This window comes from Serratia sp. JKS296 (genome assembly GCF_900215445.1).
GTDB lineage: Bacteria > Pseudomonadota > Gammaproteobacteria > Enterobacterales > Enterobacteriaceae > Serratia > Serratia marcescens.
The window spans coordinates 4,940,419-4,954,202 of record NZ_OCMX01000001.1; the positions used below are offsets into that span (position 1 = coordinate 4,940,419).

At 59.9% G+C, this 13,784-nt stretch carries 12 protein-coding genes; 6 read left to right on the top strand and 6 right to left on the bottom strand.

Annotated features, from left to right (window positions below; genetic code table 11):
- Nucleotides 1-24: 24 nt before the first annotated feature.
- Entirely contained in the window at nt 25-1,305 is a 1,281-nt protein-coding gene (locus tag CRO23_RS23615; protein WP_097103040.1) for a DUF3748 domain-containing protein, read from the bottom strand.
- Nucleotides 1,306-1,794: 489 nt separating this feature from the next.
- Between CRO23_RS23615 and CRO23_RS23620 the strand changes: the two genes are divergently transcribed.
- Together CRO23_RS23620 and CRO23_RS23625 are read left to right on the top strand one after the other, a co-directional pair.
- Entirely contained in the window at nt 1,795-2,763 is a 969-nt protein-coding gene (locus CRO23_RS23620; RefSeq protein ID WP_097103042.1) for a threonine/serine dehydratase, read from the top strand.
- Entirely contained in the window at nt 2,750-3,691 is a 942-nt protein-coding gene (locus CRO23_RS23625; RefSeq protein WP_079450358.1) for an ornithine cyclodeaminase family protein, read from the top strand. Before CRO23_RS23620 ends, CRO23_RS23625 begins: the two co-directional genes overlap by 14 nt.
- 25 nt (nt 3,692-3,716) lie before the next feature.
- Here the strand turns inward: CRO23_RS23625 and yidA are convergent, their stop codons facing one another.
- The 5 genes from yidA to dnaA all read right to left on the bottom strand — a co-directional run bounded on the left by yidA (nt 3,717) and on the right by dnaA (nt 10,721).
- Nucleotides 3,717-4,532, bottom strand: a complete 816-nt coding sequence (yidA, locus tag CRO23_RS23630; protein ID WP_016929598.1) for a sugar-phosphatase — start codon at nt 4,530-4,532, stop codon at nt 3,717-3,719.
- Nucleotides 4,533-4,657: 125 nt separating this feature from the next.
- Nucleotides 4,658-7,072 carry a DNA topoisomerase (ATP-hydrolyzing) subunit B gene (gene gyrB / locus CRO23_RS23635; RefSeq protein WP_016929599.1) on the bottom strand — a complete coding sequence of 805 codons (2,415 nt, stop codon included), beginning with the start codon at nt 7,070-7,072 and terminating at the stop codon, nt 4,658-4,660.
- An 18-nt stretch (nt 7,073-7,090) separates the two neighbouring features.
- Nucleotides 7,091-8,176 (bottom strand): DNA replication/repair protein RecF, encoded by a 1,086-nt coding sequence (recF, locus tag CRO23_RS23640; RefSeq protein WP_004933895.1) that lies wholly within the window; start codon nt 8,174-8,176, stop codon nt 7,091-7,093.
- Nucleotides 8,177-8,221: 45 nt separating this feature from the next.
- Nucleotides 8,222-9,322 carry a DNA polymerase III subunit beta gene (gene dnaN, locus CRO23_RS23645; protein WP_004933892.1) on the bottom strand — a complete coding sequence of 367 codons (1,101 nt, stop codon included), beginning with the start codon at nt 9,320-9,322 and terminating at the stop codon, nt 8,222-8,224.
- A gap of 4 nt (nt 9,323-9,326) precedes the next feature.
- Nucleotides 9,327-10,721, bottom strand: a complete 1,395-nt coding sequence (dnaA, locus tag CRO23_RS23650; RefSeq protein ID WP_004933889.1) for a chromosomal replication initiator protein DnaA — start codon at nt 10,719-10,721, stop codon at nt 9,327-9,329.
- A 682-nt stretch (nt 10,722-11,403) separates the two neighbouring features.
- Between dnaA and rpmH the strand changes: the two genes are divergently transcribed.
- Genes rpmH through yidC form a run of 4 tightly spaced genes read left to right on the top strand, consistent with a single transcriptional unit; the run spans nt 11,404 to nt 13,782 of the window.
- On the top strand, nt 11,404-11,544 hold the full coding sequence (gene rpmH / locus CRO23_RS23660; protein WP_000831330.1) for a 50S ribosomal protein L34: 141 nt from the start codon (nt 11,404-11,406) through the stop codon (nt 11,542-11,544).
- 17 nt (nt 11,545-11,561) lie between these two features.
- Nucleotides 11,562-11,921: a ribonuclease P protein component gene (rnpA, locus tag CRO23_RS23665; RefSeq protein ID WP_004933883.1), complete on the top strand. Its 360-nt coding sequence runs from the start codon at nt 11,562-11,564 to the stop codon at nt 11,919-11,921.
- Nucleotides 11,885-12,142 carry a membrane protein insertion efficiency factor YidD gene (yidD, locus tag CRO23_RS23670; protein ID WP_004933881.1) on the top strand — a complete coding sequence of 86 codons (258 nt, stop codon included), beginning with the start codon at nt 11,885-11,887 and terminating at the stop codon, nt 12,140-12,142. The genes rnpA and yidD overlap by 37 nt, the downstream gene beginning before the upstream one ends.
- 2 nt (nt 12,143-12,144) lie before the next feature.
- Nucleotides 12,145-13,782, top strand: a complete 1,638-nt coding sequence (gene yidC / locus CRO23_RS23675) for a membrane protein insertase YidC (protein WP_016929601.1) — start codon at nt 12,145-12,147, stop codon at nt 13,780-13,782.
- Nucleotides 13,783-13,784 lie beyond the last annotated feature (2 nt).

Genomic DNA, 13,784 nt, shown 5'->3' on the forward strand with positions numbered 1-13,784 from the left:
ACGCAGCGGGTCATCAGGCCCGCCTTACGCCTCAACCACAAAGATCTGGTTGAACCCCGCTATCTCGCGCATAAACGCCACTTTCTTGCCATCCGGCGAAAACACCACGGCATCCCCCGACGGCGGCTGCACGCTGCGCGGCGTCAATCGCTGCAGGCGGCCGCTGGCCACCTCGCACAGCATCACGCTGTTGTCGCACACCAAGGCTATCGTCCCGCCCTGCGGGTGCCAGCTGAACGCCGACTGGATGTCATGCTCGCTGCGGCTCACCTGGCGCGGCTCGCCACCGTTAGGCGACACCGTCCACAGCTGCATCACGCCGCCGTCGTCCTTCATCAGAAAAGCTATCTGGCTGCCGTCCGGCGAACTGCGCAGCCAGTGGCGCGGCGCACCAGCCACGCCAGGAAAACGGCGATCCCCGGTAAAGGTTATCCGCCGCTGCCTGACGCCAAGCGGCGGCGCCGGCAGCTCGCTTTCCGTCCCCTGCAGCGGCAGAGCGCCCGCCCGGGCGTAGTCGACGTCGTTCTCCGGCAGATCGACGATAAACACCTCAGACAGCTTCTCTCCGGCGGCGGACAACGTATCGCCGATAAATGCCAGCGCCCAGCGCTGCCGGCTGCCGTCGGCCTTACGGTAGCCTTCGCGGCCGATCCAGCCTTCTTCGTAAGCGCGATTAATCTGATCGCTGCCCGGCCGCGGCTGCGGCACCGTCTCGCTGACCAACACGCAATAGTGGCTGCCGTCGTACTCGCGCGGGTGCTGTTTTGGCGGGTTAACCCCGTGCAGCGGCACGGCCACGCCGACGTTGCGCAGATCGCGCGCCGGATCGCGTTCATGCATCACGTGATCGTTGTAGGTAAAGCTGAGGCGGCTGCCGTCCGGACTGAAAACGTGCACATGGCTGCCGCCGCGCAGCGCGCCGGGCGTATAGGGCGCGGTGATATCCAGCGCGTCGAGGGTGATGGCCAACTCGCGATCCGGTTCGCTGACGATCACCCCGCGGCGGTGGTGAAAATCATACTGCCAGGCGCTATCCGGGTGCTCAGGTCCGTGAATAAAGGCATAGCGCGCCGGCGCATCGGGGCTGACCGTGACCACGCCGACGTGGGCGCCGTGCTGGGCGCGATAAATCACCTCCACCGCGCCGCTGGCGACGTTGACACGCTCGATGCTGAGGCCGGTGAAAGAGGCGCCGCGCGGACGCACGTCATAAGCCAGCCATTGGCTGTCCGGCGTCCAGACGTTGATATTGGTTAACTGATGCCCACGAGGGTCGAAAGTCAGTTGTTTTTCCCGATGGCTCATGGCGGCTCTCCTGCACATGCTGGCACTGAGCCGTCATCTTACCGGATCGCCCGCAGCGTTTCATATGGCCTGTGAGGGTGAGGCGGGAGGAATTTTTCGGTTCGAAATCACGCAATTATTTTTCAGCGTCTTATCATTTAAGCCGATCGACGGCGTCGGCAGGAAATAAGCGGCCGACTAGGCAATTGTATTCCTGCCGGCGAAACTCAACGGCGCCAATGTAATAGGGTGGGTGATGAAAACGCTATTTTTTCATTCTCATCTTCCTTATAAGAATAAGGCAGCGGCGGCGCCTTACTTAACGCAAATAAATAAAAAATCGTGCCACTAGACGACCGGTTTATGATTATTTTCACCGAAAACGCAATGTTCCTTCCGACCGTTGCCGTTTTCTGATCGGTGTGCCCGAGGGTCAGGCTGCGGGGTTTACAATTAATACAAAAAAGTACAAACTGGATTTTTAGTCCAAACAAATCTTCTGGAGCCGGTATGAACACCCTCTTCGATGCCATTGTTTCCGCTCATCAGCAACTGCGCCCTCAGGTGCGGGTCACGCCGCTGGAGCGCAGCGTGCTGCTTTCTCAGCAATTGGGCTGCGAGCTGTATCTGAAATGCGATCACCTGCAGCACACCGGTTCCTTTAAATTTCGCGGCGCCAGCAACAAGCTGCGGCTGTTGGATAACGAGCAACGCCGGCGCGGCGTGATCGCCGCCTCAACCGGCAACCACGGCCAGGCGGTCGCTCTGGCGGGGCAGCGTATGGGCGTTGGCGTCACGGTTTATGCGCCGGAGACGGCGGCGAGCATCAAGCTCGACACCATCCTGGCGCTGGGCGGCATCGTGGAATTGGTGCCGGGTGATGCGCTGAACGCCGAACTGGCGGGGGAACTGGCCGCACGCGAACAGGGGAAAACCTATATCTCGCCGTATAACGACGAACAGGTGATCGCCGGCCAGGGCACCTGCGGCATGGAGCTGGTTGAACAACTCGCCGATCTGGACGCGGTATTCGTGGCGGTGGGCGGCGGTGGCTATATCGCCGGCATCGGCACCGTTCTGCGGCAACTGTCGCCAAACACGCAGCTTATCGCCTGCTGGCCGGAAAACGCCACCAGCCTGTACAGCGCGTTGGAAGCCGGCCATATCTTCCCGGTGGAAGAACAAGAAACCTTGTCCGACGGCACCGCCGGCGGCGTCGAGCCGGGCGCCGTGACCTTCCCGCTGTGCCAGCAGCTGATTGACCGCAAAGTGCTGGTCAGCGAGGCGGAGATCAAACTCGCGATGCGCCGGATCGCCGCCAGCGATCGCTGGATTATCGAAGGCGCAGCAGGCGTGGCGTTGGCGGCAGCGATCAAACTGGCGCCGGAATACCGAGGTAAAAAGGTGGCGGTGGTGCTGTGCGGTAAAAACATCGTGCTGGAGAAATACCTCAAGGCCATCGCCGATGCGCATCCTTAATCGGCAGCAAATTCTCGCCGCGTTCGACGCCGAGACCATAACGCCGCTGCTGAAGCAGGGTTTTATCGCCTACTCGCAACAACGGGTACAACAGCCCCCGGCGCAGCATTTCCTGTTCGAACAGGCCGCCGGCGACTGCTGCATCAAATCCGCCTGGTTGGAAGGCGACGAACTGTTCGTGGTCAAGATCTCCACCGGTTTCTATCGCAATGCCGAACAAGGCCTGCCGAGCAATCAAGGGCTGATGATGGCGTTCTCCGCCCAAACCGGCGAGCCCCGCGCACTGTTGCAGGATGAGGGTTGGCTGACCGCGCTGCGCACCGCACTGGCCGGCCGCATCGCCGCCGATCTGTGCGCGCCGCCGCATATTCAGGCGATAGGCATGGTCGGCACCGGCCTGCAGGCGCGGCTGCAGCTGCAATGTCTGAAACCGGTGACCGATTGCCGCGAGGTATGGGTGTGGGGCCGCAACGAACAGGCGCTGGCGGCGTATCGACGCGATGTCGAGGCCGAGGGTTTTCGGGTGCGGGTCACGCAGGATGCGGCGGAGCTGGCGGCGCACTGTCAGCTGATCGTCACCACCACGCCCAGCCGCGAACCGATTTTGCAGGCGGCGGATATTCGGCCCGGCACGCACATTACCGCGGTGGGCGCCGACGCGCCCGGTAAGCAGGAGCTGGCGACCGAGCTGGTGGCCCGCGCGGACGCGCTGCTGGTCGATGCGCTGGCTCAGTGTACAGACTATGGCGAGATCGCAACGGCTTATCGGCAGCACAAGCTGATTTCAACGCCAATCGTCGAAATGGGCGCCGCATTGGCGCAGGGCGGACGGGTGCGACGCGAGCCGCATCACATCACCATCGCCGATCTCACCGGGCTGGCGATTCAGGATCTGCAGATCGCCAAAGGGGTGTTGGCGAAAGTATAAAGAGGCGCCGCAGCGCCCCGCGTTATCAGGCGTTGAGCACGAACTTCTCGATAGCGCGCGCCACGCCGTCTTCGGTATTGGCGCTGGTGACAAACTGCGCCACCGCTTTCAGTTCGGGAATGGCGTTGCCCATCGCAACGCCGACGCCGGCATATTCGATCATCGCCGTATCGTTGGCCTGATCCCCCAGCGTCATGATGTTTTCCCGCGCCACGCCCAAATGCTCGGCCAGCATTCTCACCCCGGCGCCCTTATCGACGTTCTTGTGCAGGATCTCGAGGAAATAAGGCGCGCTTTTCAGGATGGTATAACGCTCGCGCGTTTCCGCCGGGATGCGCGCGATAGCGCGGTCCAACAGCTCCGGCTCGTCGATCATCATCACTTTAGGGAAACGCATCTGGCGATCCATCTCTTCCACGCTGCGGTATTTCAGCGGAATGCCGGTCATTTCCGCTTCGTGTATGGTGTACTTGCCGATATCCTTGTTCGGGGTATACAGGGTATCGAAATCAAACGCCTGGTAGTGAACGCCGAACTCGCGCGCCATCTGCTCAAAGTGCAGATAATCCTCAAAGCCCAGCGTTTCTTGCAGAATGCAGGCGCCGTCAGCCGCACGCAGCACCAGCGCGCCGTTATAGGTGATACAGAAATCGCCAGGGCCCTGAATGTCCAACTGGCGCAGATAGTCCTGCACGCCGACATATGGCCGCCCGGTGGCCAGCACCACGTGCACCCCTTTGCGCCGCGCCGCCGCGATAGCCTGCTTTACCGCCGGCGTGATTTGGTGCTGCGGATCCAGCAACGTGCCGTCCATGTCGATCGCAATCAGTTCAATAGCCATTCAACGCTTCTCCCAGTGGTTTTTTCCCATGCTAACGCGTTTCAGCCACGGCTGTCAGCGCCAAAAAAGGCGCAAAAAAAATCCGCGCGGGTCGCCCGGCGCGGATTTTTACAACCATTAACGCATCAGATATCGATGTTCGCCGCTTTCAGGGCGTTTTCTTCGATAAAGGCGCGACGCGGTTCAACCGCATCGCCCATCAGCGTGGTGAACAGCTGATCGGCAGCGATGGCGTCCTTGACGGTCACGCGCAGCATGCGGCGACTTTCCGGATCCATGGTGGTTTCCCACAGTTGCTCAGGGTTCATCTCGCCCAGACCTTTATAACGCTGCACCGACAGGCCGCGGCGCGACTCTTTCACCAGCCACTCCAGCGCCTGCTCGAAGCTGTCTACCGGCTGACGGCGTTCGCCGCGCTCGATGAACGCGCCCTCTTCGATCAGCCCGCGCAGCTGCTCGCCCAGCTGGCAGATCTTGCGGTATTCGCCGCCGTGGATGAAGTCGAAGTCCAGCTTGTAGTCGGTATCCACGCCGTGGGTGCGGATGCGCAGCGCCGGCTCGAACATCTGGCGCTCACGGTTCTCGAAGATCACGAAATCATAGCTGCTGCCGTGCTGCTCTTTGTCGTTCAGCGCCTGCACCAGCGACGCGATCCAGGTCTTCACCTTGGCTTCATCGCTGAGATCGCCTTCGTTCAGCGTCGGCTGATAGATCAGGCTGTTCAACAGCGCGCGCGGGTAGCGGCGCTCCATGCGGCCGATCAGCTTCTGCACGCCATAGTGCTCGGCCACCAGTTTTTCCAACTGCTCGCCGCCGAGCGCCGGTGCGCTGGCGTTGGTGTGCAGCGTGGCGCCGTCCATCGCGATGGCGATCTGGTACTGATCCATCGCCTCATCATCTTTGATGTACTGCTCCTGCTTGCCTTTCTTCACCTTGTACAGCGGCGGCTGTGCGATGAACACATGGCCACGCTCGATGATTTCCGGCATTTGGCGGTAGAAGAAGGTCAACAGCAGCGTACGGATGTGCGAACCGTCGACGTCGGCATCGGTCATGATGATGATGCTGTGGTAACGCAGCTTGTCCGGGCTGTACTCGTCACGGCCGATGCCGCAGCCCAGCGCGGTGATCAGCGTCGCCACTTCCTGTGAAGAGAGCATTTTGTCGAAACGCGCCTTCTCGACGTTGAGGATTTTCCCCTTCAGCGGCAAGATAGCCTGGTTCTTGCGGTTGCGCCCCTGCTTGGCAGAGCCGCCCGCGGAGTCCCCTTCCACCAGGTACAGTTCGGACAGCGCCGGATCGCGTTCCTGGCAGTCCGCCAGCTTGCCCGGCAGGCCGGCCAGATCCAGCGCGCCTTTGCGGCGGGTCATCTCACGCGCTTTACGCGCCGCTTCGCGCGCGCGCGCCGCGTCGATGATTTTGCCGACCACGATTTTCGCGTCGCCCGGATTTTCCATCAGGTAATCCACCAGCTTCTCGTTCATCAGCGTTTCAACCGCGGTTTTCACCTCGGAAGAGACCAGCTTGTCCTTGGTCTGAGAGGAGAACTTGGGATCCGGCACCTTCACCGACACCACGGCGATCAGGCCTTCACGCGCGTCATCGCCGGTGGCGCTGACCTTGGCCTTCTTGCTGTAGCCTTCCTTCTCCATGTAGCTGTTCAGCGTACGGGTCATCGCGGTACGGAAACCGACCAGGTGCGTGCCGCCGTCGCGCTGCGGAATGTTGTTGGTGAAGCAGTAGATGTTTTCCTGGAAACCGTCGTTCCACTGCAGCGCCACTTCCACGCCGATGTCGTCTTTCACGGTGGAGAAGTAGAACACGTTCGGGTGGATCGGCGTTTTGTTCTTGTTCAGGTACTCGACAAACGCCTTGATGCCGCCTTCGTAATGGAAGTGGTCTTCACGGTCAGTGCGCTTGTCCTTCAGGCGGATAGACACGCCGGAGTTGAGGAAGGACAGCTCGCGCAGGCGCTTGGCCAGAATGTCGTACTCGAAATCGGTCACATTGGTAAAGGTCTGGTGGCTTGGCCAGAAACGCACCATAGTGCCGGTCTGCTCGGTTTCGCCCACCACGGTCAGCGGCGCCTGCGGCTCGCCGTGGCTGTAAGTTTGTTCGTGCACTTTGCCTTCGCGGCGGATCACCAGCTCCAGTTTCTCCGACAGGGCGTTAACCACCGAGACGCCCACGCCGTGCAGGCCGCCGGAAACTTTATAGGAGTTGTCGTCGAATTTACCGCCGGCGTGCAGCACGGTCATGATGACCTCTGCGGCTGAAACCCCTTCTTCCGGGTGAATGCCGGTCGGAATGCCGCGGCCGTCATCCTGCACCGATACCGAGTTGTCGGCATGGATGGTGACCTGAATGTCGCTACAGTGGCCCGCGAGCGCTTCGTCGATAGCGTTGTCCACAACCTCGAATACCATGTGGTGCAGACCGGTGCCGTCATCGGTATCGCCGATATACATGCCCGGGCGCTTGCGCACCGCATCCAGCCCTTTTAATACCTTGATACTTGAGGAGTCATAAGAATTCGACATCAACGTTTCTCGCTCATTTTAGTCCTGTGGTTGAACCTCTATTTTACCCTGTTCCACGCGGAACATCTTGCCCTTTTCACCGGCCATGTCGGTCACTTGCTCAGCGCTGACCGCGCTGACAAAAACCTGGGCCTGGGTGGCTTTCAGGCGATCGGCCAGCAACCGGCGACGGCCGGTGTCCAGCTCGGAGGCAAAATCATCAATCAGATACAGGCAACGCCGCCCGCTCTGCCGGGTGAGAAACTCACCCTGCGCCAAGCGCAACGCGCACATCAGCAGCTTAAGCTGACCGCGCGATAACAAATCCTCTACCGGCGTGCCGTCGGCACGAATGCGAAAGTCCGCTTTATGCGGCCCCACCGCGGTATAGGTCAACGCCCTGTCGCGCTCAAACTGGCGCTCCAGCAGCTCGCCGTAATCGCTCTCTTTATCCCAGCCGCGCTGGAAGGAGAAGCTCAGGGCGAATTCAGGCAGAAACTGCGCGCAGGTCGCGGTGATATCCGCGGCGATCGCGTCGCTGTATTCCGCCCGCCATTCGCTGATGCGCTCCGCGAGCGGGATCAGTTCCTGATCCCAGGCGCGGATCTGCGCATAGCGACTCACCTGGCGCAGCGCGGCATTGCGCTGCTTCAGTAACCGTTTCAGGTTGCTCCAGGCGGTGAAAAAACCGGGTTCGTTATGAAAACAGCCCCAGTCCAGGAAAGCGCGCCGGAATTTCGGCCCGCCGTTCAGCAGGGTAAAACCTTCGGGGGTGATCAGCTGCATGGGCAGCAGCTGCGCCAGCTCGGCCACCTTGTGGCCGTCGCTGCCATCGATGCGTACTTTGCTGTCACCCTGACGGCTCTTGCTCAATCCTACCGACAGCTCGCGCTCCGCGCCTTCGATGCGGCCGTGCAGCACGAACTCCGGTTGGTCGTGGCGAATGACCCGACCGGCCTGCAGGCTGCGAAAGGCGCGGCCATGGCCGAGCGTATACACCGCCTCCAGCACGCTGGTCTTGCCGCTGCCGTTGGCGCCGACCAGGAAGTTGAATCCCGGCGCCAGCGCCAAATCCGCCGCCTCGATATTGCGGAAGTCTTTAATCAATAAACGCGTCAGAGCCATGCAATCTCTTTACCGATGACGGTGCTGTAATTCAAGGTAACGAGACTACAACCGCATTGGCATGACAACGTAGGCCGCCGCCTGGCTGGCGCCGTCTTCAATCTGCACGCTGGAGACCGAGTCGGTCAACAGCAGGCGCACGTCTTCACACTTGAGCGCGTTCAACACGTCCAGCACGTAGCTGACGTTGAAGCCGATCTCCATCTCCGCGCCGTCGTAGCTGACGTCGAGGATCTCTTCCGCCTCTTCCTGCTCCGGGTTGTTGGCGGTGATCTTCAGCTGGTTCTGGCTGACGTACAGCCGCACGCCGCGGAATTTCTCGTTCGAGAGAATGGCCGCGCGGGCGAACGCCTGCTTGAGCAGATCGCAGCCGGCTTCCAGCGTTTTGTCCGGGTTCTTCGGCAAGACGCGGCGATAGTCCGGGAAACGGCCGTCAACCAGCTTGGACGTGAAGATGAAATCGCCGACGTGGGCGCGAATGTTGTTGCTGCCGATCTGCAGCTGCAACAACGAATCGCCGCCGTCCAGCAAGCGCACCAGCTCCATCACCCCTTTACGCGGCACGATCACCGAATGCGACGGCAGCTGCTGGCCGATCGGCATCGAGCACACCGCCAGGCGGTGGCCGTCGGTCGCGACGGTGCGCAGCTCTTCGCCTTCGGTTTCAAACAGCATGCCGTTCAGGTAGTAACGCACGTCCTGGTGGGCCATCGAGAACTGGGTGGCTTCGATCAGGCGCTTCAGCGTCGCCTGCGGCAAGGTGAATTCCACCTCGCTCTGCCAGTCGTCCAGGTTCGGGAAGTCCGCCGCGGGCAGCGTGGACAGCGAGAAGCGGCTGCGGCCGGACCGCACCAGCATGCGCTCGCTCTCCAGCGTGACGGCAATCTCCGCCCCTTCCGGCAGGCCACGGCAGATATCAAAGAATTTGCGCGCGGGCACGGTGGTCGCGCCCGGCTCGTGCGGCTGGGACAGGGCGACGCGCGCCACCATCTCCATCTCCAGATCGGTGCCGGTCAGCAGCAGGGAGCCTTCCGTCACCTGCAGCAGCAGGTTGCCCAGGATCGGCAAGGTCGGGCGGCCGCCCAGCGGGCTGCTCACCTGTTGCAGCGGTTTTAGCAGATGCTCACGTTCAACGATAAATTTCATAGCGCTATGAAGATAATGTTCTGATTAAATTGGAGAAATCTTCTTTGATGTCGTGACTTTCCTCACGCAACTGCTCGATCTTCCGGCAGGCGTGCAACACCGTGGTATGGTCGCGGCCACCAAACGCATCGCCGATTTCCGGCAGGCTGTGGTTGGTGAGTTCCTTCGCCAGCGCCATCGCCATCTGGCGCGGGCGGGCAACGGATCGCGAACGCCGCTTGGACAGCAAATCCGCGACTTTAATCTTGTAATACTCCGCCACCGTCTTTTGGATATTGTCGATGGTGACCAGCTTTTCCTGCAGCGCCAGCAGATCGCGCAGCGCTTCGCGCACGAAATCGATGGTGATGGCCCGGCCGGTAAAGTTGGCGTTGGCGATCACGCGGTTCAGCGCCCCTTCGAGCTCACGCACGTTGGAACGCAGGCGCTTGGCGATGAAGAACGCCACTTCGCCCGGCAGGCGAATGTCGTTTTCGTCGGCCTTTTTCATCAGGATCGCCACGCGGGTTTCCAGCTCCGGCGGCTCGATCGCCACCGTCAGCCCCCAGCCGAAGCGGGACTTCAGACGATCTTCCACCCCGTTGATCTCTTTAGGGTAGCGATCCGAAGTCAGGATGATCTGCTGATTGCCTTCCAACAGGGCGTTAAAGGTATGGAAGAACTCTTCCTGCGAACGCTCCTTGTTGGCAAAGAATTGGATGTCATCGATCAGCAACGCGTCGACCGAACGGTAGTAGCGCTTAAACTCTTCGATGGCATTGTTCTGCAACGCTTTGACCATGTCCTGCACGAAGCGTTCCGAGTGCATGTAGACCACTTTGGCGTTGGCCTTGCGCGCCATGATGCCGTTGCCGACCGCGTGCAGCAGGTGAGTTTTACCCAGGCCGGTGCCGCCATACAGGAACAAAGGGTTGTAGGCGCCGCCCGGATTGTCCGCCACCTGGCGAGCCGCCGCGCGCGCCAGCTGGTTGGACTTACCCTCGACGAAGTTGTCGAAGGTGTGTTTGGGGTTGACGTTGGAGCGATAAGAGAGCTCGGGTTGCGCCGCCGCGTTGTCCCAGCTCGGGCGCGAAGGCGCGGCCGTGCGCGCCGCCGGAGCCGCAGGGGCGCTGCTGACGCTGGCGGTCACGGTCTGGCTGATCACCTGCGTGATCGGCTTGCTGCCGACTTCAAAACGCAGCAAAGGCGCGTCCGTGCCGCAGAAATCATTCAGCAGACCATTGATGTTGTTTAAGTACTTATCGCGAACCCAATCCAGCACAAAACGGTTAGGCGCGTACAGCGCCAGGGTGTTGTCACTCAGTTCCGCCTGCAATGGGCGAATCCACATACTAAATTCTGTGGCAGGTAACTCATCCTGCAATCGGGCAAGACACTGCTGCCAAAGCGAAAGTGACACGGCGGACTCCACTCGAACAAGATCAATAAAGAAAAGAAACGGGCAACTTTTTTATAACTCATGATTTTTGACACATACCCGGCATCGGCTGTTTGCCTGTGGGGGATGCGAACCGCCTTTCACGGTTTGTGTCCCTCACGATCCCTGCATGAGGGATCGCGATCGGAATGACGGATCATAGCGCAATCCGAGCAAGAGATCCTCCCCTTCCTCACAGATTAGATCCATTTTATCCACAGGCCGCGGCCGGCGGCGATCTTTTCACCGCCAGCGCCGAATGACCGCGCAGATCCCGGCCGCTGCGCCGCGTTTTTTACATTGTCAACCGGTTATACCCTGTTATCCACGCCGGATCCTGCGATCGCGCGCAAAGGATCTCACGGGGATCCTTGCGATTTCACCCCGAGTCCGTATAATCTTCGCCCTACGTGTGATACCTGGTTCCTTATGGTGCGTCATTAGCCAGACAGGATTCTGCGGTGACCACGGGCCAAGACCGGATTTTGTTCCGTTATTGGCAGACAACCAGGTAGGCTGGCGCGATGCGAATTGACTCAGGACTGTACAATTATTACAATCCCGCTTCTTTATGTATTGCGATTGAGGCGTCGGTCATCTTCACGCCGAGTAGCCAAACGCGTTTACTGATCAGTAATTATTTTAAGTTTAGGTAGAAATCGCTATGAAACGCACTTTCCAACCGTCCGTATTGAAGCGCAACCGTAGCCACGGTTTCCGTGCTCGTATGGCCACCAAAAATGGTCGTCAAGTTCTGGCCCGCCGTCGTGCGAAAGGCCGTGCTCGTCTGACTGTTTCTAAGTAATAAAGCTAACCCGCTGAGTGGTTAAGCTCGCTTTTCCCAGGGAGTTACGTTTGTTAACTCCCACTCATTTCACTTTCGTCTTCCAGCAGCCACAACGGGCTGGCACGCCGCAAATCACCATCCTCGGCCGCCTGAACCAGCTGGGGCATCCCCGCATCGGTCTTACCGTCGCCAAAAAACACGTCAAACGCGCGCACGAGCGTAATCGGATCAAACGCCTAACCCGCGAGAGCTTCCGCCTGCGCCAGCACGAATTACCGGCGATGGATTTTGTCGTGGTGGCCAAAAAGGGGATAGCGGATTTGGATAACCGCGCGCTGACGGAAGCTTTGGATAAATTATGGCGTCGCCACTGTCGCCAGGCTCCCGCATCCTGATCGGGCTGGTGCGGGCCTATCAGCTCGTCATCAGCCCGCTGCTAGGGCCTCGTTGTCGCTTCCAGCCGACATGCTCTCATTACGCAATTGAGGCATTAAGCAGGTTTGGCATGATAAAAGGCAGTTGGTTAGCATTGAAACGCGTATTAAAATGCCACCCTTTGAACCCAGGTGGCGATGATCCGGTGCCGCCAAAAACCGACGATAACAGAGAACACTAACGATGGATTCGCAACGCAATCTTCTTCTCATCGCTCTGCTGTTCGTGTCTTTCATGATCTGGCAGGCATGGCAAACGGACAACGCTCCGCAGCCGGCCGCACAGACCACGCAACAGACTTCGAACGCAGTAGCCGGTGATGCCGCCAGCCAGGCCGTGCCAGCCAGTGGTCAGGGTAAGCTGATTACCGTGAACACCGACGTGCTGTCACTGACCATCAACACCCGTGGTGGCGATATCGAGCAGGCTAAACTGTTGGCCTACCCGGATACTCTGGGTTCATCGACTCCGTTCCAACTGCTGGAAACCACCCCGTCGTTCGTCTATCAGGCGCAAAGCGGCCTGACCGGTAAAAACGGCCCGGACAACCCGGCCAACGGCGAACGCCCGCTGTATCAGGCGGCGCAGGACAGCTACACCCTGCCAGAAGGCCAGGACGAGCTGCGCATCCCGCTGACCTACACCGATAAAGACGGCGCGGTCTACACCAAGACCTTCGTGCTTAAACGCAACCACTATGCGGTCGGCGTGGATTACAGCATCGACAACAAAGGCGCGACGCCGCTGGAGCTGACCCTGTTCGGCCAGCTGAAGCAGACCACCGAATTGCCTAAGCACCGTGACACCGGCAGCAGCAACTTTGCGCTGCACACCTTCCGCGGCGCGGCGTACTCGTCCAGCGAGGACAAGTACCAGAAATACGCGTTCGACAAAGATGAAAACCTGAGCGTCACCACCAAAGACGGTTGGGTCGCCATGCTGCAGCAGTACTTCGCCACCGCGTGGGTGCCGGCGACCAAGGGTGACAACACCTTCTACACCGCCAAACCGGGCGACAACCTGTCCACCATCGGCTTCAAATCTACGCCGGTCGTGGTGCAGCCGGGCGCTCAGCAGCAGCTGAACGCGACCCTGTGGGTCGGCCCGGAGCTGCAGGACCAGATGGCCCAGTTGGCGCCGCACCTGGATCTGACCGTGGATTACGGTTGGCTGTGGTTCATCTCCCAGCCGCTGTTCAAACTGCTGAAGTTCATCCACGGCTTTATCGGCAACTGGGGCTTCTCCATCATCATCATCACCTTCATCGTGCGCGGCATCATGTACCCGCTGACCAAGGCGCAGTACACCTCGATGGCGAAAATGCGCATGCTGCAGCCGAAGCTGCAGGCGATGCGCGAGCGCATCGGTGATGACAAACAGCGCATGAGCCAAGAGATGATGGCGCTGTACAAGGCGGAGAAAGTGAACCCGCTCGGCGGCTGCCTGCCGCTGATCATTCAGATGCCGATCTTCCTGGCGCTGTACTACATGCTGATGGGTTCGGTCGAGCTGCGCCACGCGCCGTTCGCCCTGTGGATCCATGACCTGTCGGCGCAAGACCCGTACTACATCCTGCCAATCCTGATGGGTGTGACGATGTTCTTCATTCAGAAGATGTCGCCGACCACCGTGACTGATCCGATGCAGCAGAAAATCATGACCTTCATGCCGGTGATCTTCACAGTGTTCTTCCTGTGGTTCCCGTCCGGTCTGGTGCTGTACTACATCGTCAGCAACCTGGTGACCATCCTGCAGCAGCAGCTGATTTACCGTGGTCTGGAAAAACGCGGTCTGCACAGCCGCGACAAGAAAAAAAGCTAAGC